At 55.9% G+C, this 20,766-nt stretch carries 20 protein-coding genes; 10 read left to right on the plus strand and 10 right to left on the minus strand.

The genetic code is table 11. The features are described from left to right. Window positions 1–11: 11 nt before the first annotated feature. From GNG27_RS08220 to rmf, 5 genes are all read left to right on the plus strand, one after another. Entirely contained in the window at window positions 12–1,919 is a 1,908-nt protein-coding gene (locus tag GNG27_RS08220) for an ABC transporter ATP-binding protein (RefSeq protein ID WP_142488949.1), read from the plus strand. An 18-nt stretch (window positions 1,920–1,937) separates the two neighbouring features. Further along, on the plus strand, window positions 1,938–3,206 hold the full coding sequence (gene pqiA, locus GNG27_RS08225; RefSeq protein ID WP_142488950.1) for a membrane integrity-associated transporter subunit PqiA: 1,269 nt from the start codon (window positions 1,938–1,940) through the stop codon (window positions 3,204–3,206). Continuing rightward, on the plus strand, window positions 3,196–4,833 hold the full coding sequence (gene pqiB, locus GNG27_RS08230) for an intermembrane transport protein PqiB (protein WP_142488951.1): 1,638 nt from the start codon (window positions 3,196–3,198) through the stop codon (window positions 4,831–4,833). Before pqiA ends, pqiB begins: the two co-directional genes overlap by 11 nt. Next, window positions 4,833–5,396 carry a membrane integrity-associated transporter subunit PqiC gene (pqiC, locus tag GNG27_RS08235; RefSeq protein ID WP_142488952.1) on the plus strand — a complete coding sequence of 188 codons (564 nt, stop codon included), beginning with the start codon at window positions 4,833–4,835 and terminating at the stop codon, window positions 5,394–5,396. Before pqiB ends, pqiC begins: the two co-directional genes overlap by 1 nt. A gap of 255 nt (window positions 5,397–5,651) precedes the next feature. Beyond that, window positions 5,652–5,819 (plus strand): ribosome modulation factor, encoded by a 168-nt coding sequence (rmf, locus tag GNG27_RS08240; protein ID WP_032617397.1) that lies wholly within the window; start codon window positions 5,652–5,654, stop codon window positions 5,817–5,819. Window positions 5,820–5,891: 72 nt separating this feature from the next. Here rmf and fabA read toward each other — a convergent pair whose 3' ends face one another. Next, complete coding sequence (fabA, locus tag GNG27_RS08245) at window positions 5,892–6,410, minus strand: bifunctional 3-hydroxydecanoyl-ACP dehydratase/trans-2-decenoyl-ACP isomerase (protein WP_032617398.1); 519 nt, start codon at window positions 6,408–6,410, stop codon at window positions 5,892–5,894. 68 nt (window positions 6,411–6,478) lie between these two features. Continuing rightward, window positions 6,479–8,239 carry a Lon protease family protein gene (locus GNG27_RS08250; RefSeq protein WP_156263356.1) on the minus strand — a complete coding sequence of 587 codons (1,761 nt, stop codon included), beginning with the start codon at window positions 8,237–8,239 and terminating at the stop codon, window positions 6,479–6,481. 186 nt (window positions 8,240–8,425) lie between these two features. On the opposite strand from GNG27_RS08250, the gene matP reads away from it, so the two are divergent. Beyond that, window positions 8,426–8,881 (plus strand): macrodomain Ter protein MatP, encoded by a 456-nt coding sequence (gene matP, locus GNG27_RS08255; protein WP_142488954.1) that lies wholly within the window; start codon window positions 8,426–8,428, stop codon window positions 8,879–8,881. A 67-nt stretch (window positions 8,882–8,948) separates the two neighbouring features. Here the strand turns inward: matP and ompA are convergent, their stop codons facing one another. Next, entirely contained in the window at window positions 8,949–10,004 is a 1,056-nt protein-coding gene (ompA, locus tag GNG27_RS08260; RefSeq protein ID WP_156263357.1) for a porin OmpA, read from the minus strand. A gap of 354 nt (window positions 10,005–10,358) precedes the next feature. After that, complete coding sequence (sulA, locus tag GNG27_RS08265) at window positions 10,359–10,868, minus strand: SOS-induced cell division inhibitor SulA (protein WP_142488956.1); 510 nt, start codon at window positions 10,866–10,868, stop codon at window positions 10,359–10,361. A gap of 217 nt (window positions 10,869–11,085) precedes the next feature. Here sulA and GNG27_RS08270 point away from each other — a divergent pair, with 217 nt between their 5' ends. Then, window positions 11,086–11,712 carry a TfoX/Sxy family DNA transformation protein gene (locus GNG27_RS08270; RefSeq protein ID WP_142488957.1) on the plus strand — a complete coding sequence of 209 codons (627 nt, stop codon included), beginning with the start codon at window positions 11,086–11,088 and terminating at the stop codon, window positions 11,710–11,712. Here the strand turns inward: GNG27_RS08270 and yccS are convergent. Both yccS and GNG27_RS08280 read right to left on the minus strand, forming a co-directional pair. Continuing rightward, the gene (yccS, locus tag GNG27_RS08275; RefSeq protein WP_156263358.1) at window positions 11,697–13,832 is read right to left on the minus strand and encodes a YccS family putative transporter; all 2,136 of its coding nucleotides are present in this window, start codon (window positions 13,830–13,832) and stop codon (window positions 11,697–11,699) included. The genes GNG27_RS08270 and yccS overlap by 16 nt on opposite strands. Window positions 13,833–13,850: 18 nt before the next feature. After that, complete coding sequence (locus tag GNG27_RS08280; RefSeq protein WP_142488959.1) at window positions 13,851–14,297, minus strand: YccF domain-containing protein; 447 nt, start codon at window positions 14,295–14,297, stop codon at window positions 13,851–13,853. Between the two features lie 123 nt (window positions 14,298–14,420). On the opposite strand from GNG27_RS08280, the gene helD reads away from it, so the two are divergent. Continuing rightward, window positions 14,421–16,475, plus strand: a complete 2,055-nt coding sequence (helD, locus tag GNG27_RS08285; protein WP_156263359.1) for a DNA helicase IV — start codon at window positions 14,421–14,423, stop codon at window positions 16,473–16,475. 161 nt (window positions 16,476–16,636) lie between these two features. On the opposite strand, the gene mgsA is transcribed toward helD, so the two are convergent. Together mgsA and GNG27_RS08295 are read right to left on the minus strand one after the other, a co-directional pair. After that, complete coding sequence (gene mgsA, locus GNG27_RS08290; RefSeq protein WP_142488961.1) at window positions 16,637–17,095, minus strand: methylglyoxal synthase; 459 nt, start codon at window positions 17,093–17,095, stop codon at window positions 16,637–16,639. 79 nt (window positions 17,096–17,174) lie between these two features. Beyond that, window positions 17,175–17,837 carry a DUF2057 family protein gene (locus tag GNG27_RS08295; RefSeq protein ID WP_142488962.1) on the minus strand — a complete coding sequence of 221 codons (663 nt, stop codon included), beginning with the start codon at window positions 17,835–17,837 and terminating at the stop codon, window positions 17,175–17,177. Window positions 17,838–18,008: 171 nt separating this feature from the next. On the opposite strand from GNG27_RS08295, the gene GNG27_RS08300 reads away from it, so the two are divergent. Next, a complete protein-coding gene (locus tag GNG27_RS08300) occupies window positions 18,009–18,422 on the plus strand; it encodes a CoA-binding protein (protein WP_106992629.1) in 414 nt (137 codons plus the stop codon). Window positions 18,423–18,460: 38 nt separating this feature from the next. Here the strand turns inward: GNG27_RS08300 and hspQ are convergent, their stop codons facing one another. Both hspQ and rlmI read right to left on the minus strand, forming a co-directional pair. Next, entirely contained in the window at window positions 18,461–18,778 is a 318-nt protein-coding gene (hspQ, locus tag GNG27_RS08305) for a heat shock protein HspQ (protein WP_032617412.1), read from the minus strand. 60 nt (window positions 18,779–18,838) lie between these two features. Beyond that, a complete protein-coding gene (rlmI, locus tag GNG27_RS08310) occupies window positions 18,839–20,029 on the minus strand; it encodes a 23S rRNA (cytosine(1962)-C(5))-methyltransferase RlmI (RefSeq protein WP_156263360.1) in 1,191 nt (396 codons plus the stop codon). 175 nt (window positions 20,030–20,204) lie between these two features. On the opposite strand from rlmI, the gene GNG27_RS08315 reads away from it, so the two are divergent. Then, window positions 20,205–20,762: a kinase inhibitor gene (locus GNG27_RS08315; protein ID WP_142488964.1), complete on the plus strand. Its 558-nt coding sequence runs from the start codon at window positions 20,205–20,207 to the stop codon at window positions 20,760–20,762. Window positions 20,763–20,766: the final 4 nt, after the last annotated feature.

The following is a 20,766-nucleotide window of genomic DNA, read 5'->3' on the forward strand; positions in this document are numbered from 1 at the left end:
AGGAAAAGTAAATGTCATTAATTAGCATGCATGGCGCGTGGCTCTCATTCAGCGACGCACCGCTTCTCGATAACGCAGAACTGCATATCGAAGATAACGAACGTGTCTGTCTGGTAGGCCGTAACGGCGCCGGTAAATCGACCCTGATGAAGATCCTGAACCGCGAGCAGGGGCTGGATGACGGGCGTATCGTTTACGAGCAGGACCTGGTGGTGGCACGTCTGCAACAGGATCCGCCGCGTAACGTGCAGGGCAGCGTCTATGATTTTGTGGCCGAAGGGATCGCCGAGCAGGCGGAATACCTGAAGGGCTACCACGAGATCTCGCACCTGGTGATGACCGACCCGAGCACTAAAAACCTCAACGAGATGGCGCGTCTGCAGGAGCTGCTGGATCATCACGGCCTGTGGCAGCTGGAAAACCGCATCAACGAAGTGCTGGCCCAGCTGGGTCTGGAAGCGGACATGCCGCTGGCCTCCCTCTCCGGCGGCTGGCTGCGTAAGGCCGCGCTGGGCCGGGCGCTGGTCAGCGGGCCGAAAGTGCTGCTGCTCGATGAACCGACTAACCACCTGGATATCGAAACCATCGACTGGCTGGAAGGGTTCCTGAAAACCTTCGGCGGCACCATTATCTTTATCTCCCATGACCGTTCGTTTATTCGCAATATGGCAACCCGCATCGTCGATCTCGACCGCGGCAAGCTGGTGACCTATCCGGGCGACTACGACACCTATCTGCTGGAAAAAGAGGAAAACCTGCGGGTAGAAGAGCTGCAAAATGCCGAGTTCGACCGCAAGCTGGCCCAGGAAGAGGTGTGGATCCGTCAGGGGATTAAAGCTCGTCGTACCCGTAACGAAGGCCGCGTCCGCGCTTTAAAAGCGATGCGCCGTGAGCGCAGCGAGCGCCGGGAAGTGATGGGCAGCGCCAGAATGCAGGTGGAAGAGGCGAGCCGCTCCGGCAAAATCGTCTTTGAGATGGAGAACGTCAACTACCAGGTGGACGGCAAAGTGCTGGTGAGAGACTTCTCCGCCCAGGTCCAGCGTGGGGATAAAATCGCCCTGATCGGCCCGAACGGCTGCGGCAAAACCACGCTGCTGAAGCTGATGCTGGATCAACTGAAGGCCGACAGCGGCCGCATCCACTGCGGGACCAAGCTGGAAGTGGCCTACTTCGACCAGCACCGTGCCGAGCTGGATCCGGACAAAACGGTGATGGATAACCTCGCAGAAGGTAAGCAGGAAGTGATGGTGAACGGGAAACCGCGCCATGTGCTGGGCTACCTGCAGGACTTCCTGTTCCATCCAAAACGGGCGATGACGCCGGTTCGTGCCCTCTCCGGCGGGGAGCGTAACCGCCTGCTGCTGGCGCGTTTGTTCCTGAAACCCAGCAACCTGCTGATCCTCGATGAACCGACGAACGATCTTGATGTCGAAACGCTGGAACTTCTTGAAGAACTGATTGATAGTTATCAGGGAACGGTCATGTTGGTCAGCCACGATCGTCAGTTCGTGGACAACACCGTTACCGAGTGCTGGATCTTCGAAGGCCAGGGGCGTATCGGGCGCTATGTGGGCGGTTACCACGATGCCCGTGGGCAGCAGGCGCAGTCGCTGGCGACGAAACAGTCAAAAGTGAAGAGTGAAGCAGAAGTTGCTGTCACCAAAGCAGAAACGGCCAAACGTAGCAGTAACAAACTAAGCTATAACCTGCAGCGCGAACTGGAAGGCTTGCCGCAGCGTCTGGAAGAGCTCGAAGCCAGTCTGGAAGGTTTGCAGGCTCAGGTGGCCGACGCGTCATTCTTTAGCCAGCCGCATGACCATACGCAAAAAGTCCTGGCCGATATGGCACAGGCTGAGCAGGCGCTGGAAGAGGCATTCGAACGCTGGGAATATCTTGAGGCTCTGAAAAACGGCGCATAAGTGAAACATGGAGCCAGTATGTGTGAACATCACCATGCCGATCGGCATATTTTATGCTCCCAGTGCGATATGCTCGTGGCGCTTCCCGCGCTCGAGCATGGACATAAAGCGGCATGCCCGCGATGCGGGACAACGCTGACAACGAAGTGGGACGCGCCCCGGCAGCGTCCCACTGCTTATGCTATTGCTGCGCTGTTCATGCTGTTTCTCTCCAACCTGTTTCCCTTTATCTATATGAAAGTGGGCGGTATCACCAGCGAAGTGCATTTGCTGGAGATACCTGGCGTAATGTTCTCGGAAGATTACGCCAGTCTGGGCACCTTCTTTATGCTTTTCGTCCAGATCGTGCCGGCGTTTTGCCTGGTGGTAATCTTGCTGCTCGTGAACCGCGTGCAGATGCCCATGGCATTGAAAATCAGGCTGGCGCGGATCCTGTTTCAGTTAAAAAGCTGGGGGATGGCAGAGATCTTCCTTGCCGGGATCCTGGTGAGCTTTGTCAAACTGATGGCCTACGGTGACGTGGGCGTTGGCAGCAGCTTTATTCCCTGGTGTCTTTATTGCGTCCTGCAGCTGCGGGCATTTCAGTGTGTGGACCGCCGCTGGGCATGGGACGATATCGCCCCAGCGCCTGCGCTGCCGCAGGCATTGAAGGTCGGCGTGCCGGGGATTCACCAGAATCTGCGCCTGTGCTCCTGCTGTACGGCAATCCTCCCTGCCGACCAGGAGATCTGTCCGCGTTGCGAAACGAAAGGGCACGTGCGGCGTAAAAACAGTCTTCAATGGACGATGGCGCTGCTCGTCACCTCGATCATGCTCTATCTCCCCGCCAACATCCTGCCGATTATGATCACCAATCTGCTGGGCGATGAAATGCCCTCGACCATTATGGCCGGGGTAATTCTGCTCTGGGGGGAGGGATCCTATCCGGTGGCGCTGGTGATTTTTATCGCCAGTATCATGGTACCTACGCTCAAAATGATCGCCATTGCCTGGCTCTGTTGGGATGCCAAAGGACACGGCAAGCGTGATAGCGAGCGGATGCATTTGATTTATGAAGTGGTCGAGTTTGTCGGACGCTGGTCAATGATTGACGTGTTTGTGATTGCCGTTCTTTCTGCACTGGTGCGGATAGGCGGGCTTATGAGTATTTACCCCGCAATAGGGGCGCTGATGTTTGCATTGGTCGTGATTATGACCATGTTTGCGGCCATGACCTTCGATCCGCGTTTATCGTGGGATCGTGAGCCAGAGTCGAGCCATGAGGATGAAGAAAAGCATGGAAAATAAGAGTGGAGAGGCGAAAGTGCAGAAGGTCAAAAACTGGTCGCCGGTGTGGATTTTCCCCATCGTGACCGCGCTGATCGGTGCCTGGATCCTGTTTTATCATTACAGCCATCAGGGCCCGGTCGTGACGCTAATCACCACCAACGCCGAGGGGATTGAGGGCGGTAAAACGACCATCAAGAGCCGCAGCGTGGATGTGGGGGTGGTTGAGAGTGCAACCCTGACCGACGACCTGACGCACGTAGAAATCACAGCCCGCCTCAACGCCGGCATGGAGAAGCTGCTGCATGGCGACTCGGTGTTCTGGGTGGTGAAACCGCAGGTGGGCCGCGAAGGCATCAGCGGCCTGGGAACCCTGTTGTCCGGGGCCTATATCGAACTGCAGCCGGGGAAAAAGGGATCTCAACCGGGGCAGTATCAGCTGCTGGACTCTCCACCGCTGGCGCCGCCGGATGCGAAGGGGATCCGCGTGACCCTCGACAGTAAAAAAGCCGGCCAGCTGAGCCCGGGCGATCCGGTGCTGTTCCGCGGTTATCGTGTTGGCTCCGTTGAAACCAGCACCTTTGACACGCAAAAACGCACCATCAGTTACCAGCTGTTTATCAATGCGCCGAACGATCGTCTGGTCACCGGCAACGTCCGTTTCTGGAAAGACAGCGGTATCGCCGTGGATTTAACCTCGGCGGGGATGCGCGTCGAGATGGGATCACTCTCCACGCTGTTCGGCGGTGGCGTTAGCTTTGACGTGCCGGAAGGGATGGATCAGGGCCAGCCGGTGGCGCAAAAGACCGCGTTCAGACTGTATGACGACCAGAAGAGCATTCAGGATTCGCTCTATACCGACCATATCGATTACCTGATGTTCTTCAAGGACTCTGTGCGCGGCCTGCAGCCAGGAGCGCCGGTGGAGTTCCGCGGCATCCGTCTTGGTACCGTCGGCAAAGTGCCGTTCTTTGCGCCGGGCATGCGTCAGGTGCTGGATGACGATTACCGTATTCCGGTGCTGATCCGCATTGAGCCGGAGCGTCTGATTAATCAGGTGGGCGACACGCCTGATATCGCTCAGCATATCGACGGGTTGATGAAGCGTGGCCTGCGCGGCTCGCTCAAAACCGGTAACCTGGTGACCGGGGCGCTGTACGTGGATATGGACTTCTTCCCGAAAGAGCCGCCGGTTAAAGAGATCCGCGAGTTTTCGGGCTATAAAATCATCCCGACCGTAAGCAGTGGTCTGGCGCAGATCCAACAGCGTCTGATGGAGACCCTGGATAAGATCAACAATCTGCCGCTCAATCCGATGATCCAACAGGCCACCAACACGCTCAGTGAGAGCCAGGCGACGATGCGCCGTCTGCAGACTACCCTGGATAACCTCAACAAGCTGACCGCCAGCCAGTCGATGCAGCAGCTGCCTCAGGACATGCAGAAAACGCTGCGCGAGCTGAACCGCAGTATGCAGGGCTTCCAGCCGGGCTCAGCGGCGTACAACAAGATGGTGGCAGATATGCAGCGCCTCGATCAGGTTCTGCGTGAACTGCAGCCGGTGCTGAAGACGCTGAACACGAAGAGCAACGCGCTGGTATTCGAAGCGAAAGACAAAAAGGACCCTGAGCCGAAGGGGGCTAAATAATGAAAAAATGGCTAACGATCGCCACAGTGGCGCTGCTGACCGCCTGCAGCTCAGCAGAGAACAAGAGCTATTACCAGCTGCCTGTGGCAGCGCAGGCGGGCGGGCAAAGCATCGCCAGCCAGGGGAACCGTCTGCTGTGGGTCGAGCAGGTGGCGGTGCCGGATTACCTGGCGGGTAATGGCGTAGTTTATCAAACCAGCGATGTGCAGTATGTCATCGCTAACAACAACCTGTGGGCCAGCCCGCTGGATCAGCAGCTGCGCAACACGCTGGTCGCCAATCTCAGTAGCCAGCTGCCGGGATGGGTAGTGGCGTCGCAGCCGTTGGGGAGCGATCAGGATACGCTGAACGTCAACGTGACCAACTTCCATGGACGCTATGATGGCAGGGTGATTGTCAGCGGTGAATGGCTGCTGAACCATCAGGGCCAGCTGATTAAGCGGCCTTTCCACCTGGAGTTGAAACAGCAAAAAGATGGCTACGATGAGATGGTGAAAGTACTGGCACAGGGGTGGGCGCAGGAGTCCGCCAGCATTGCCAGAGAGATTTCCCGTCTGCCATAAGTAAAATTCATCGCACCAGGCCGCAGTTAGCGTCACGCTAATTGCGGCTTTTTTTTCGTTTTAACCTCAGGTCGTTACTTGTGCCGCATCACACTTTTTGTACAAATGAAGTTTTGAGTAGCTCACAAATATGACACTGGCGTGAATTTTGCGCATTGACGCTAAGCGGTAATCAGGGTATTCGTTATCTGTGGTTGCACATTTTGTAATCACTGTTTTCTTTTCCACCAGATCAAATAATGAGGGAAACGAGGCATGAAGAGACAGAAACGAGATCGCCTTGAAAGGGCTCATCAACGTGGTTATCAGGCTGGCATCGCCGGACGTTCTAAAGAAATGTGTCCCTATCAGACCATCAATCAGAGGTCGCAATGGTTAGGGGGCTGGCGAGAAGCCATCGGAGACAGGGCAGTACTTGCTTGATAGCGTCTCTTTAAAAAAAGAAACCTCCGCAGTGCGGAGGTTTCGCCGTTTTATGCTTATGAAAAGCTAAAATCAGAATGCGGAAGTATCCTGGAACAGACCCACTTTCAGGTCATTCGCGGTATAGATCAGACGACCGTCGACCAGCACTTCGCCATCCGCCAGGCCCATAATCAGGCGACGGTTAACAATGCGTTTGAAGTGAATGCGGTAGGTAACTTTTTTCGCGGTTGGCAGAACCTGACCGGTGAATTTCACTTCACCAACGCCCAGGGCGCGGCCTTTACCTTCGCCACCCAGCCAGCCGAGGTAGAAACCAACCAGCTGCCACATCGCATCCAGACCCAGGCAGCCTGGCATCACCGGATCACCAATAAAGTGGCAACCAAAGAACCACAGGTCCGGGTTGATATCGAGCTCTGCTTCTACGTAACCCTTATCGAAGTTGCCGCCGGTTTCCGTCATCTTCACGACACGGTCCATCATCAGCATGTTCGGGGCCGGTAACTGCGGGCCTTTCTCGCCAAACAGTTCACCGCGACCAGAGGCAAGAAGATCTTCTTTTGTATAGGATTCGCGTTTATCTACCATGTTCTCAGTATGCCTTATTTTAGTGAAGGACGCAGGATAGCTAACACGTGTACGCTGAACAAGTCCGATCAGTTAGGCGTGAACCAGTTCAACCAGCGTAACGGCCAGGGATAACGATGACGTGCTTCCTGCTGTGTTGCCTGCGCAATACGCTCCTGGATAGTGTGCATCAGCGTCGTCTGCCCTTCGGCATCCCACTCCAGGTTTGTCAGTAAGGGTAGCGCATCAGCAATGTCTTCGATCGCCCAGAGGGTGAATTGTTCCTCTTCTACCGCTGTCAGCAGTTCCTGGCTGAGGCTAAGATGGCGGACGTTCGGCAGAGGGATAATGACGCCCTGTTTACCGTTCAGCCCGCGCTGCTGGCAAACGGTAAAGAAGCCTTCGATCTTCTCATTCAGCCCGCCGACCGGCTGCGCGCGACCAAACTGATCCACCGAACCGGTAATGGCAATGCTCTGATTCACCGGCACATCGGCCAGGGCGCTGATTAACGCGCACAGCTCTGCCATCGAGGCGCTATCGCCATCGACTTCGCTGTAGGACTGCTCGAAGGTCAGGGAGGCGGTGAAGGGGATCTGCTGCTCAAGCTGCAGTTCCGACATCAGATAAGCCTGCATGATCATCATGCCCTTGGCATGAATATTCCCGCCGAGCTCGGCTTTACGTTCCACATCGATAAACTCACCGTCACCGATGTGTACGACGCAGCTGATGCGAGACGGTTCGCCAAAGGCGCGCGGATGACCAGGGAACTCAATCACCGACAGGGCGTTGATCTGCCCTACGCGTTCACCTTCGGTTTCGACCAGGATCTGCTCCAGCAGGATCTCGTCCTGCATGCGATCCGCAAGGTAGCCTTCGCGCCACTCACGCTGCTGCAGCATCTGGGAGAGCTGCTCGCCGGTAATGGTGCCGTCATCGGTCATGGCCGCGGCTTCACGCAGCTGCTTACCAAGCCAGAGAGGGCAAAGCGGCAGGGTCTCCTGATCGCCGGTATAACGCACTGCTTCGCGGATCAGCACCGGCCAGGCATCGGCCGCCAGGGTTGGAAGCTGCGCACGTTCGCAGACGGCATGCACCCACTGAAGCCATTGCAGCATATCTTCGGCATCCGCGATCTGCGTGCTGTCTTCAAACTCGCTGTACACCACCTGGTCCGCCAGTTCGGGTTCCATCTCCTGGAAATCGGCCAGCGCTTCGCGATCGCCAATCAGCACCACTTTCAGGGAGAGCGGCATAGAAGGCACTGCAACCGGAAGAGGGCGCGACTCATCATACGCCACCCAGTCAAACTGCTGCTGGCTGACGCTGTTTTTCAGGCGCATCCACAGCAGAGGCTGTGCCAGAAGGGTGCGCAGGGAGATGAGCAGCACGCCGCCATTGGCCTGATGGACCATGCCGGGATGCAGGGTTAACTCGCCGTTAAACTGACGCAGGCAGCCGAACAGCTGTTCAGCTTCTGTCCAGCCCGCCGGGACAATGTTGCCTGTGACAGCAAAACGGCCATCGGGTACGGTCGCCGGTTCAAAGGTAACAGTATGCCCGTTAATGTTGTACTCACCCCCAAAGACCGTCCCGGTTTCTGGTTGCAGCTGCCGCATGGCATCCGCCAGAAGACTCAGATACTCCGCTTCGTCTGGCGCTTTCAACAACATGAACGGTGAGGTGGCCCACGGGCTTAACACCTGCTCCAGTGCGTAATGCAAACGGGGCTGTGTGTCACTGAGGATGTATTCGTGTTCTTTCGCGAGATCTGGCTGTGCAAACAGTTCCTGATAGCTATCGGTATCCGGAACCAGGTCACGCCATGCAAGTTTCGTAATGGTCAAAGTTGATGTTTTTTAGTCAGAAGTAAAACGATGGAGTATACCGTAAGGCGCAGGCTCTGCCCATGAGGGAATGGGCGTTTCCAGCGATGAATACGTCACCGCGTGTCACAGGATATGATTTCTTTTCAGCAGATTGCCAAAAAACTGATATTCTGAACACAGTTACACGGTCACACTGAGATCGCAATGAAATACCAACAACTGGAAAATCTCGAAAGCGGCTGGAAATGGAAGTATCTGGTCAAAAAACACCGTGAAGGGGAATTGATCACGTGCTACCTCGAAGCCAGTGCTGCAAAAGAAGCTGTAGATTTATTGCTGACCCTCGAAAATGAACCCATTCTGGTCAACGGCTGGATAGATAAACACATCAATCCGGCGCTCCTGAACCGCATGAAGCAGACCATCCGCGCGCGGCGAAAACGGCATTTCAATGCTGAGCACCAGCATACCCGGAAGAAGTCGATCGATCTGGAGTTTATGGTCTGGCAACGTCTGGCGGGGCTTGCCCAGCGCCGCGGAAAAACCTTGTCTGAGACTATCGTGCAGCTGATTGAAGATGCGGAACATAAAGAGAAGTACGCCAACCAGATGTCGACCCTGAAAACCGATCTCCAGGCGCTGCTCGCCAATAAGAAGTAGCGTTTTACTTTTCTTCAGGTAATAAAAAACCCCGCAACATGGCGGGGTTTTTTTATAAGACGATAACTTATGCCGCTGGCTGAGTTACAACGTCTTTGATGCCTTTAACTTCGATCTCTACGCGACGATCTGGTGCCAGGCAGTCGATCAGTGCAGCGCGAGGTTTCACGTTGTCACAGGTAGAACCGGTAACTGGGTTAGATTCGCCCATACCACGTGGGGAGATCTTGTTAGCCGGGATACCTTTAGAGATCAGGTAATCAACAACGGACTGAGCACGTTTCTCGGACAGACCCTGGTTGTAAGCGTCAGAACCGATACGGTCGGTGAAGCCCAGAACCACAACGGAACCGTCTTTAGGATCCAGGTTGCTCAGCTGGGTGTACAGCTGATCCAGTGCCTGCTGACCTTCTGGTTTCAGGGTTGCTTTGTTGAAGTTGAACAGAACGTCAGACTTCAGAGTGAAGTGCTTGGTCTGTACTTCTGGAGCTGGTGCTGGAGCTGGAGCAACGATTGGCGCTGCTTCTTCCTGCTGGCCGAAACGGTAGGAAACACCTACGCTCAGCATGCCGTTGTCTGGACGAACACCAACGGTGTTGCCGTCGCCGATGTTGTTAACCCACTGGTATTCCAGACGGGTAGCAACGTCACGGGTCATTGCCCACTCAACGCCACCTGCGAATACTGGAGATACGCCAGTGTCATGGTCGTCGCCAGCGATGCTGTTGCTGGAGTCTGCACGCCATACCATGCCGCCCAGACGGGTGTAGATGTCTACAGCGTCATTTACTGGGTAGCCCAGTTTAGCAGTCAGCTGAACGCCCTGTGCTTTGAATGCGCCGTTAATGGTGTCGCCTTTGTAAGGCATACGGCCCAGCCAGTCGTAACCCATTTCGAAACCAACGTACGGGTTAACCTGATAACCACCGAACGCGCCTGCGCCCAGCTGGCTTTCGTGAGTTGGGCCGTCGTTGTTCAGAGCGTCGTTATACCAGCCGGTGTCATGGAACTGAGACCAGCCCAGTTTACCACCTGCATACCAGGTATTATCTTTTGGAGCGGCCTGCGCTACGGTAGCGAAACCTGCCAGTGCCACTGCAATCGCGATAGCTGTCTTTTTCATTTTTTGCGCCTCGTTATCATCCAAAAATCGCCATGAGAATCTCAATGAGAGTCACGGTTAAATCCTTCACCGGGGGGCGGGGACAAAGAGTAAAGCTACCGATATCTTCGGTTTAGGCCGAGCACCCCTGGCGATGTAAAGTCTACAACGTACCTGAAAACTTACAAGTGTGAACTCCGTCAGGCATATGAAAAAAAAAGTTTTGTATACACAATATTTAACATTTATGGCGAAGATTTGGGCATGCTAAACTGGAGGAAGCCGCGGCAGACAAGACTTGTCGCGGCTTTTAGAAAGGGAACCAATGGCGTACAGAGCCTGCAAAATAAATTCCAGGAAAACTCTTATTTTTACTTAGTGATACAAATTCGAGTGAATTTTTAGCCCAGAAAGGTGTCCGTTGCCCAGAGCATTCATCCGAACGGGACGCATAATAAAGCCGAGTGCATTACCTTCTTCGGCCGCTTCAGCCAGACGATGTTGCTCCGTTTCGGTTAATTCTTCCGTAAACCAGCCAATCACCACGCTGTAATTCCCGGTACGCAGTGCTCTCACCATCGATTCTACAGTATGGCAGGGATCCATCTGGCTAACCTGCATCACTTTAGTCAGCGGTAAGCCTGCGGACTGCACCCATTCCCGGCTCAACTTCTGTTGCGGCGTCAGCCACAGCTGCCAGCGAGACTGTTGACCCAGCTGCTGTAACAGGGGCAGCAATAACAGCTGCGTCATCATGGGCTGGTCTTCACGGTAAAGCACTTCACTAATCAACCCGGTGGACATATACGCAGCGGAACTCCGTGCACTTTTACCAGCGGAAGAAGAGAAAGTTGTTGAACGGTTTGCATAGCCTGAAGAGTACATAATCAATCCAGCCCTGTAGTTACTGTATGGATATACAGTAACCGCTGTGCGTCTAAAGATCAACCTCATTTTCTGAAAGCGCCTCGCAAATTTGGTTTGTTATTCAGGCGGATTGAAAAATCATCTTGCCGTTCGATCGTAAGTTACCTATTTTTTGGCTAACGGATCCGTTAACAAACAACTTTAATTTTACTCCATGATTTACAAGGGAAATATCATGAAAAAGTTATCTTACGAGCGGATCTATCAATCAACAAAATATCTTTCTCCTCTCGGTGATGTTGAGCATCGTGCCCTGTTTGGTGGATACACTCTGGCGGTGGATGACGCGGTCTTTGCGATGGTGTCAGACGGGGAGTTATACCTGCGCGCTTGCGAAGAGAGCGCACAGTATTGCGTCAAAAATGCCTCCTCTTACTTAACGCTGGTGAAGCGGGGGCGCGCAGTATTGTTGAATTATTATCGCGTCGATGAGGCGCTCTGGCAGGATCGGGATAAGCTCCTGCAGCTCTCCTCATTTGCGCTTGAGGCCGCGCGGCGGGAACGCCGGGAACGGTACAAGCGCGACAGGTTGAAAGATTTACCCAATCTCACCTTTCAGCTTGAGATCCTGCTGAACGAGGCGGGCATCGCCAACGAAGAGGCGTTACGCGCCCTCGGGGCCGAGCAGTGCTGGCTGAAGATCAGAGAGCTTAACAGGCACCTGAGCTACAAAGTGCTGTTCGCACTGGAAGGGGCGATCGTCGGATTGCATGAAGCTGCGCTCCCGGAGACAAGGCGCCGGGAGCTGGTGGAGTGGTACAAAAGGCTGCCGGTGGATAACAGCACTCACTCCGGCAGTTGATTAACGTGCTGCTGTAAACGACATATTTCTGGTAGCAACGCGATAAGCAGACCGATTTGCTGCAGCACCAGCGGCGCTTTGCTCTCGGCACCCGGTTCAATATGCGAAATGCGTTGCGCCAGTTCGGTCAGGGCCTGCTGAACACGAGGTTCATCCGCCGGACGTTGATGAAGCGCATCATCCACGTAGCAAACGGCGTCATCAAGCAGGGCCAGGATGGCTGGACTGGTCAGCCGCTCGCGATGCGCGCCCAGTGCCGAAATATAGCTGGTAAAGGTATGATTCAGGCACAACAGACGGAACGCGACTTCCCGCGTTTCCGCTGTCGCTCGCGGCTCGGTGGACATATTCGAGACCACCGAAGCCAGTTCTGCATCGCGATTATAGGCGTCACGTCGGGCTATGCGATACGCCAGGCGGTTATCGCGGCCCTGGTGATACTGCTCGAGAATGGCGTCCAGATACCGGCAGTTGGCATTCATCGCCTGATCGAGTACCCGCGGCAGATTACGGAACCGCCAGTCCGGCCAGATAAAGCTCACCGCAGCCCAGGCAATGGCGCAGCCGATCAGGGTATCAATGATGCGCGGCAGTGCTACTTCAAAGCCTTCCCCAAGCAGGTTGAAACAGAGCAGCACCAGCAGGGTAATAAACATGGTGGCGTGCGCGTACTGCACATTGCGAAACGCAAAAAACAGCACCCCGGTGATCACAATTAAGATCAGCTGGCCTTCCAGTGAGGGGACGAAGTAAAGGATAGGCAGTCCGATAGCGACCCCCACCAGCGTACCGAGAATACGCAGCGCCAGCCGGTGGCGGGTGGCATTATAGTTGGGCTGGCAAACAAACAGGCTGGTCAGCAAAATCCAGTAGCCATGGTTAAGGCCGGTTATCTGTATAAAGGCGTAGCCAATACAGAGCACCACCGACATCCTCACCGCATGGCGAAACAGCGCCGATTCCGGCGAAAAGTTGCGGCTTAAGCGCAGCCACATATCGCTAAAACCGTGCAGACTGTCGTCGGCTAGCTGGTTTTCAACATCATTACCGGGCATTGCCAGCGCCTGCTCGGATTCGATGGTGGCGAGCTGGGCATCAATGGCGCGCAGGTTGTTCAGCAGGAAACCCAGGGCTTTCATCTGTTCGGCTGAGGTCCCGCTGGCCTGGACGCGATCGAGCGCCGCATCCAGGTGCGTGAAGGCCCGCTCAAAACGCGGATCGTGCTGATAAGGGGTGCGCAGCAGGATGGATTGCGACAGCTGATGACAGGCCTGAGACTGCATGGAGAGCAGGCGCTGGAAGCGAAACATCACGTCGCTGTAGCGAAACTTCTCGCGCAGGTCGGCGTACTGGATATGCGAGGAACTGGCGCGCTCGTGAATATCCTGTGCGACAAAATAGTAATGCAGGGTGCGGCGGGTGCCGCGCTGACCGCGATCGCCGCGTAAACGGGTAAGCAACGAGGCTTTGGTCTGGTTCAGCGTGGTCACCAGCTGGCCGTTCGCCAGGGCCAGATCGTACAGCGGCGCCTGACCGTCACCTTCAATATCCGGGTCAAAGAGCCGGGACTTGAGTTCCAGATAGTGCGCCAGCTGCTCATAGCTGCGGGCCAGATTGTCCTGCAACGGGCGAATGGGGAAGATCAGGTGCCCGGAGAGAGTAAGCAGGTTATACCAGACCGCTCCCAGGAGCAGGAGCACCGGCTGTTGATACCACTGGTCGTAAAGCGATACCCCCAGCATGGTATAGATAGCAATCAGCAGCGCGCCAAAGGCGATAGTGGCATAGCGTTGGCCCAGCCCGCCCAGCAGGATAAAGACGCTGGTGGAGAGCATCAGCCCGATGGCGAAAAGCCACGGCCAGGGGAAGAGCAGCTCCACCGACGCCGAGGCGATAAAAAAGCAGATCAGCGTGATAACCAGATTGCGCAGCCGACCGGCGAGACGGTCATCCAGATCGGCCAGCGCCCCGGCGACGACGCCCAGCGTCAGCGGAATGGTCAGCTTCACGTCGCCCAGCCACCAGGGCAGGGCGGTGCTGCCACACAGGGCAATAAAGATCCTGGCGTTGTACAGCCAGGCGCTGTTGAGAGTGTAGCGGCGAATCAGCGGGCTTAGCATGTGCGCACGGGATCCTTGTTACGGAAAACGACGGCGGGCGTTGGCTTCCCGCGCGGCACGGGCAACTTCCACCGGGACGACCCGGCGTCCGACAGGCCACAAGGCAATGGCGGCAATTTTAAAATTGGCGATCCCGACCGGGATACCGATAAGCGTCAGGCACTGGGCGATCCCCGCCGCAATGTGCATCACGCACAGCCACCAGCCGAAAAAGATCAGCCACAAGATATTGAGCAGCGTTCCGCCGGTGTTCATCAGCGCGCTTTTGCTGTCAGGCTCCAGCTCGTCCACGTGAACGGCTTCGTTACCGTACGGAACCAGTGACAGTTTGGTGATCTCCCAGCAGGAGCGCGTCAGCGGCAGGGTGAAGATCAGCACCACGCTGACCAGCGTTGCCAGCAGCCAGGCGAGCGTGGTGGCAAAACCACCCAGGACAAAATTCAAAATATTCAGAACGGTACGCATAAAACCTCAATTCTTTCCATAATGTTGAAGCCCTGCTGATTGTAACGTTTTTTTGCGCTGGAGCACCTGAAAACTGGCAGTTAAACTATCAGGCAATTTCTCACGTCGTGGATCGGGCTGGACATGGAACTGAAAGCAACTTCGTTAGGCAAACGCCTGGCACAACATCCGTACGACAAAGTCGTTCTGCTCAATGCCGGGGTGAAAGTCTCTGGCGAACGCCACGAATACCTCATTCCCTTCAATCAGCTGCTGGCCATTCATTGTAAGCGCGGCCTGGTCTGGGGCGAGCTGGAGTTTGTCCTGCCCGAAGAGAAAGTGGTGCGGCTGCACGGAACGGAGTGGGCGGAAACCCAGCGTTTTCACCACCATCTGAATACGCTCTGGCAGCAATGGAGTGTTGAAATGAGCGAGGTGGCGGCGCAGGTACTGCAAAACGCGCTGAATGACATTTCCACCAGCAATGAGCAAAACAGCTGGCTGACGCGGGAAAAAACGCTGGGCCTGCAGCAAAAAATTACGCAGGCATTACAGGCGCTCCCCCTGTCGGTCTCGCGGCTGGAAGAGTTTGATAACTGCCGGGACGCCTGGCGTCAGTTCCGGGCCTGGCTGGACGATATTGACCGGAGCCGGCTGGCGCACAACCAGGCGTGGACCACCGCCATGCTCAGCCAGTATGCCGACTTTTTTGCCGATATTGAGTCATCTCCTCTCAACCCGGCCCAGGCCCGGGCAGTGGTTAACGGCGAGCAGTCGCTACTGGTGCTGGCGGGGGCCGGCAGCGGCAAAACCTCGGTGCTGGTGGCGCGGGCGGGCTGGCTGCTGACCCGCAATGAAGCGGCTCCCGAGCAAATCTTACTCCTGGCATTCGGCCGCAAGGCGGCCCAGGAGATGGATGAGCGGATCGAGGCCCGGTTGCATACCCGCGACATTACCGCCAGAACTTTCCACTCCCTGGCCCTGCACATCATCCAGCAGGGGAGCAAAAAGGTGCCGGTCGTCAGCAAGCTGGAGAACGACACCGTGGCGCGGCAACAGATTTTTATCGAGGCCTGGCAACAGCAGTGCAGCGAGAAAAAAGCGCAGGCCAAAGGGTGGCGTCAGTGGCTGGAAGAAGAGCTTGACTGGAGCGTGCCGGAAGGCAGTTTCTGGCAAAACGAAAAGCTGGCGCGTCGGCTGGCTCCGCGGCTCGATCGCTGGGTGAGCCTGATGCGAATGCACGGCGGCGCGCAGGCCGAGATGATTGCCGGCGCGCCCGAGGCGATCCGGACCCTGTTTTCGAAGCGGGTGAAGCTGATGGCTCCGCTGTTAAAAGCGTGGAAAACCGCCCTTAAGGAAGAAAATGCCGTCGATTTTTCCGGGTTGATCCATCAGGCCATCATTATTCTCGAGAAGGGGCGCTTTATCAGCCCGTGGAAGCACATCCTGGTGGATGAGTTTCAGGATATCTCCCCCCAGCGCGCGGCGCTGCTGGCGGCGCTACGGGCGCAGAATAAGCACACCACCCTGTTTGCCGTAGGGGATGACTGGCAGGCGATCTACCGCTTTAGCGGCGCGCAGCTGTCGTTGACCACGGCGTTCCACCACTACTTTGGCGAGGGCGATCGTTGCGATCTGGATACCACCTACCGCTTTAATAACCGGATCGGTGAGATCGCCAACCGGTTTATCCAGCAGAACCCGCATCAGCTGGCAAAACCGCTGAACAGCCTGTCGGCCGGGGACAAAAAAGCGGTCACGCTGCTGGCTGAAGATCAGCTCGATGCCCTGCTGGATAAACTGAGCGGTTACGCCAGGCCGGAGGAGCGCATTCTGGTGCTGGCGCGCTATCACCACCTTAAACCTGCCAGCCTGGAGAAAGCTGCGACCCGCTGGCCGAAATTGCAGCTCGATTTTATGACCATTCACGCCAGTAAGGGGCAGCAGGCGGATTACGTCATTGTGGTGGGGTTGCAGGAAGGGAGCGATGGCTTCCCGGCACCTGCGCGTGAATCGGTAATGGAGCAGGCTCTGCTGCCGGCAGTGGAAGAGTTCCCCGATGCGGAAGAGCGGCGATTACTGTATGTGGCGATCACCCGCGCCCGTCACCGCGTCTGGCTGCTGTTTAACAAAGAGCAGCCTTCACGCTTTGTGGACATTTTGAAGGAGATAGATGTACCGGTGGCGCGAAAACCGTAGCGGTGTGTTGCCCGGTGGCGCTGCGCTTACCGGGCTTACGGATGGTGCGGCCTGATGTCCGGCGGCGCTGCGCTTGCACGGGCCTACGGGTGTGCGGGTCGACGGTTTTGGGCTTTTCGTAGGCCGGGTAAGGCGAAGCCGCCACCCGGCAGGGCGGGCACTTACTTCAGGCGTTCAGCCAGATAGCGCTGATAATCTGGGATCAAAATCTCCACCTGGTCGTTGAACTGCGGAGAGGCAATGATAAAGTCCGCCGTCGACAGGTTGGTGGCGACGGGAATATTCCACACCGTTGCCAGACGCAGCAGCGCTTTGACGTCCGGATCGTGCGGTACGGCATTCAGGGGATCCCAGAAGAAGATCAGCACATCAATTTTTCCTTCCGAAATCTGTGCACCCACCTGCTGATCGCCGCCCATGGGGCCGCTCAGCATGGCATTAACCTCCAGCCCGGTTTCGCGATGAATCAGGTTACCGGTGGTCCCGGTGGCAGAAAGGCGGTGTTTTTCCAGCAGGGATTTGTGACGCTGTACCCAGTTGAGCAGCATCTGTTTGCAGTGATCGTGCGCCACCAGCGCGATATGTTTGCGGTCCGGCAGTGTGCGGGTTGTGAGTTCCATAATCTCTATCCGTTAGTTAACTGGTTACAGATTACTGGAAGCACCTGATGCTGCAAGGGAAAGGGATAAAAAATGCGGCTCAGGACGAGGGTTGTTGCTTCGCCCATTGCAGAAAACGGCGGCGGGTCTCGGGATCGGCCTGGGCAAACCAGTATTTTAGCCGCTGCTCTGTCAGATTCTGCGACTGCGGGGGCGGCATATCCAGCTCGGAGACGCCGGATAACAGAGTGCTGTCATCGGCCATGGTGGTGGAGAACTGCGGTAGCGAGGCGCTCTGACCGGCTTTGTTATAACGCTCGGTATCGTACTCATAGTTCACGCCGGTCGGCGTGTCGGTGATCGCCAGAATATCCAGCTTCACCGGGATCGGGGTCGCATCGCCATCCAGTAATTCAATATGCGGTGAATGATCAAAAAGTTGTGACTCTTTTTCTGTTTCCAGTCGGGGAAGGCTAAAATTAACCTGACTGATGCGCTGAGTGTTAAAGCTGGCGACCAGAGGAGGGGAGATATAGACCCGCTCTTCATGATTGCCGAGGCGAATGGTCTTCTCTACCCGAAACACAATCTGATGCGGGCCGTTATCCAGCTCGATGCTGTCCGCACCGCGCAGCAAGGAACTGGAGACTTTTTTTCCGTCCAGCACCAGCAGGTCGATGTCCGTAGAGAGCCGCAGCGTTGTGGCAAAAACGCAAACCGGCATGAGCAGCGCAAACAGACTCCAGGCAATGCCGGTTTTCATAAAAAGCCCTCTTAAAAGACGCGCGTCATGAATAATGTATCAAAATTTTTCTTCAATCATATTTACTAACATATAGACATAAGCCGGCAATTTGCCCTCATGCAGACGTATGGGATGACAGGTTGCTCTCACTGCATGGATATTGATGTTGAACACGCCAGGAGGAAGTTCATGAAACAGAACGATATTGCTGAGATCCTTTCCACCACCCGAACCATTGCGCTGGTGGGGGCAAGTGACAAACCCGATCGCCCGAGCTATCGGGTGATGAAATATCTGCTCGATCAGGGCTATCACGTGATCCCGGTATCGCCAAAAGTGGCAGGCAAAACATTGTTAGGCCAGCAGGGGTACGGCACCCTGGCAGAGGTACCGGAAAAAATCGATATGGTGGATGTATTCCGTAATTCTGAAGCTGCCTGGGGCGTCGCGCAGGAAGCCATTGCCGTCGGGGCGAAAACCCTGTGGTTACAGCTTGGGGTAATTAACGAACAGGCAGCAGTGCTGGCGCGTGACGCGGGAATGAACGTGGTGATGGACCGCTGCCCGGCGATTGAGATCCCTCGACTGGGGATGGCGAAGTAATAAAAAACCCGGTTAGCCGTTGGCTACCGGGTTTCTGGTTAGTTGCGCAGGCGCGGGGCCTGTAACTGTCTGCGGATCGTTTGCGCCAGTTCATCCATGGAAGGCTGTTCAGGGTGTTCATCCTGCTGCTCGCCACTGAGCTGGGCTTCGGCAAGATAGGTATGCACGGCCTGGCCTTCGTCGTCTTCCATCACCACGTGGTACCAGGGGGCGGCGCGGAGTTCTGCGTTCACCGCCAGCTCATCCGCTGACGGTTCGTCGAGGGAATATTCCGGGTCGATATCCACGACCACGCCCAGGTATCCTAACAGGGAGTGGCGGACCTGCTGGCCGATACCGAATTTGCTGGCAATCATAGTCACCTCCCGGGAAACGTTACTTACTCTATAGGTGAGGGCAACATTCCACTTTTCAAGTTACATGATGCGACAGGCAAATCCTTTCAGATACAGCCCTTCCGGATAGGTAGCGATCACCGGATGATCGGCCGCCTGACGGAACTGCTCTATAAATTGTACATCACGGCCAGCATCTACAGCGGCATCCGCGACAATTTTCTGGAACAATTCGGTGGTCATCAGGCCGGAACAGGAGAACGTCAGCAACACGCCACCCGGATTAAGCAGCTGGATCGCGAGCATATTGATGTCTTTATACCCACGGCAGGCGCCCATCAGCTGGTTTTTGTTCTCGACGAATTTCGGCGGATCCATCACGATAACGTCAAACTTCTCACCCTGGTCGCGATATTTGCGCAGCAGCTTGAAGACATCATCGCGCACAAATTCGGCTTTGCTCAGATCCAGCTTGTTCAGCTCAACGTTCTGTTTCGCCACGTCCAGCGCTTCCTGAGACGTGTCGACGCTCACAACCTGGCTGCAGCCGCCCATCAGAGCTGAAACCGCAAAACCACCGGTATAGGAGAAGCAGTTCAGCACGCGTTTGTCGGCGACGTACTGACGGGTCGCCAGACGGCTGTCGCGCTGATCGAGGTAGTAACCGGTTTTATGGCCACCCTGAATATCCACCAGCAGTTTCATGCCGTGCTCTTCGATAGGCAGCAGGGCCGGCGGCAGTTCACCGGTGACCGGGCCCTGGGTCAGCTCCATACCCTCTTTTTTACGCACCGCAACGTCGCTGCGATCGTAAATAGCGCATTCAGGATACTGCGCCTGCAGGGCGCTGATTAACGCCGCGCGCTGATATTCAGCACCCGCACTTAACAGCTGCAGCACCAGGAAGTTACCGAAACGGTCGATGGTCACCCCCGGCAGACCGTCGGATTCACCGGCGATCAGACGATAGCTGTCCAGCCCGTCGCGTTTTGCCAGCCAGTCGCGCCACTGCTGCGCCTGCTGCAGACGGCGAACGAAGAAAGCGATGTCGATGGTTTCATCTTTATCGAAGGTCCAGACGCGGGCGCGGATCTGAGACGCTGGCGAGTATGCGCCGCGCGCCAGCCATTTCCCCTGATGATCAACAATATCGATGGTTTCACCGAGGTTGGCTTTGCCTTCCATACGCGCAACCGCGCCGGAGAAGACCCAGGGATGGCGGCGCAACAAGGATTTCTCGCGCCCTTTGGCTAACACTAAACGTACACTCATAATTTACTATTCTGTCGATTCCAGGGAAATGGCGCGTAGAGTAGCACAGATGGTCAGGGGCAATCATCTGCGGACACTATTGAGCGTTTCGGCACAATTTAAAATCGCTCTGGCACATTACCCCTTTGCTGCGGGATTTACATTGATGTTTCCAGCTCAGCAAAAGGAAACTCGAATGAAAAAGCACATTGCAATCGCAGCAGCCACTCTGGCGGGGATGAGTTTTACGGTCTCAGCGGCATTACCTTTCAGCATCAACAGCCGGGATATTTCCGGCGAACAGCGATTAACCCAGAATCAGGTCTTCGACGGCTTTGGTTGTCATGGCGGCAACGAATCGCCGCAGCTGACATGGAAAAATCAGCCGCAGGGTACGAAAAGTTTTGCCATCACGGTGTATGACCCCGCTGCGCCTACCGGCAGCGGCTGGTGGCACTGGACGGTGGTGAACATTCCTGCACAAACGCAGGAGCTCCCTGCCGGTGCCGGCAACCAGAATAACGAGAAACTACCCGCAGGAGCTGTGCAGGGACGTAATGATTTCGGTTACTCTGGCTTTGGCGGCGCGTGCCCGCCGGAAGGAGACAAGCCTCACCCGTACCAGATAACCGTCTGGGCGCTGGATGTGGATAAACTGCCCATCGATAAAAGCGCCAGCGGCGCACTGGTCGGTTTCATGCTCAACAGCCACGCGCTGGCGAAGGCGCAATTAACCGCAACATACGCAAGATAGGGGT

Origin of the sequence: Leclercia sp. 119287 (assembly GCF_009734485.1) — a bacterium.
Taxonomy (GTDB): Bacteria; Pseudomonadota; Gammaproteobacteria; order Enterobacterales; family Enterobacteriaceae; genus Enterobacter; species Enterobacter adecarboxylatus_C.

Bases quoted from the DNA above. Each gene is read 5' to 3' on its own strand.
- mgsA (WP_142488961.1), bottom strand. From the start codon at position 17,095: ATGGAACTCACAACCCGCACACTGCCGGACCGCAAACATATCGCGCTG.
- rmf (WP_032617397.1), top strand. From the start codon at position 5,652: ATGAAGAGACAGAAACGAGATCGCCTTGAAAGGGCTCATCAACGTGGT.
- GNG27_RS08315 (WP_142488964.1), top strand. From the start codon at position 20,205: ATGAAAAAGCACATTGCAATCGCAGCAGCCACTCTGGCGGGGATGAGT.
- hspQ (WP_032617412.1), bottom strand. From the start codon at position 18,778: ATGATTGCCAGCAAATTCGGTATCGGCCAGCAGGTCCGCCACTCCCTG.
- GNG27_RS08220 (WP_142488949.1), top strand. From the start codon at position 12: ATGTCATTAATTAGCATGCATGGCGCGTGGCTCTCATTCAGCGACGCA.
- pqiB (WP_142488951.1), top strand. From the start codon at position 3,196: ATGGAAAATAAGAGTGGAGAGGCGAAAGTGCAGAAGGTCAAAAACTGG.
- yccS (WP_156263358.1), bottom strand. From the start codon at position 13,832: ATGCTAAGCCCGCTGATTCGCCGCTACACTCTCAACAGCGCCTGGCTG.
- pqiC (WP_142488952.1), top strand. From the start codon at position 4,833: ATGAAAAAATGGCTAACGATCGCCACAGTGGCGCTGCTGACCGCCTGC.
- rlmI (WP_156263360.1), bottom strand. From the start codon at position 20,029: ATGAGTGTACGTTTAGTGTTAGCCAAAGGGCGCGAGAAATCCTTGTTG.
- fabA (WP_032617398.1), bottom strand. From the start codon at position 6,410: ATGGTAGATAAACGCGAATCCTATACAAAAGAAGATCTTCTTGCCTCT.
- sulA (WP_142488956.1), bottom strand. From the start codon at position 10,868: ATGTACTCTTCAGGCTATGCAAACCGTTCAACAACTTTCTCTTCTTCC.
- GNG27_RS08295 (WP_142488962.1), bottom strand. From the start codon at position 17,837: ATGAAAACCGGCATTGCCTGGAGTCTGTTTGCGCTGCTCATGCCGGTT.
- pqiA (WP_142488950.1), top strand. From the start codon at position 1,938: ATGTGTGAACATCACCATGCCGATCGGCATATTTTATGCTCCCAGTGC.
- ompA (WP_156263357.1), bottom strand. From the start codon at position 10,004: ATGAAAAAGACAGCTATCGCGATTGCAGTGGCACTGGCAGGTTTCGCT.
- matP (WP_142488954.1), top strand. From the start codon at position 8,426: ATGAAATACCAACAACTGGAAAATCTCGAAAGCGGCTGGAAATGGAAG.
- GNG27_RS08280 (WP_142488959.1), bottom strand. From the start codon at position 14,297: ATGCGTACCGTTCTGAATATTTTGAATTTTGTCCTGGGTGGTTTTGCC.
- GNG27_RS08300 (WP_106992629.1), top strand. From the start codon at position 18,009: ATGAAACAGAACGATATTGCTGAGATCCTTTCCACCACCCGAACCATT.
- helD (WP_156263359.1), top strand. From the start codon at position 14,421: ATGGAACTGAAAGCAACTTCGTTAGGCAAACGCCTGGCACAACATCCG.
- GNG27_RS08270 (WP_142488957.1), top strand. From the start codon at position 11,086: ATGAAAAAGTTATCTTACGAGCGGATCTATCAATCAACAAAATATCTT.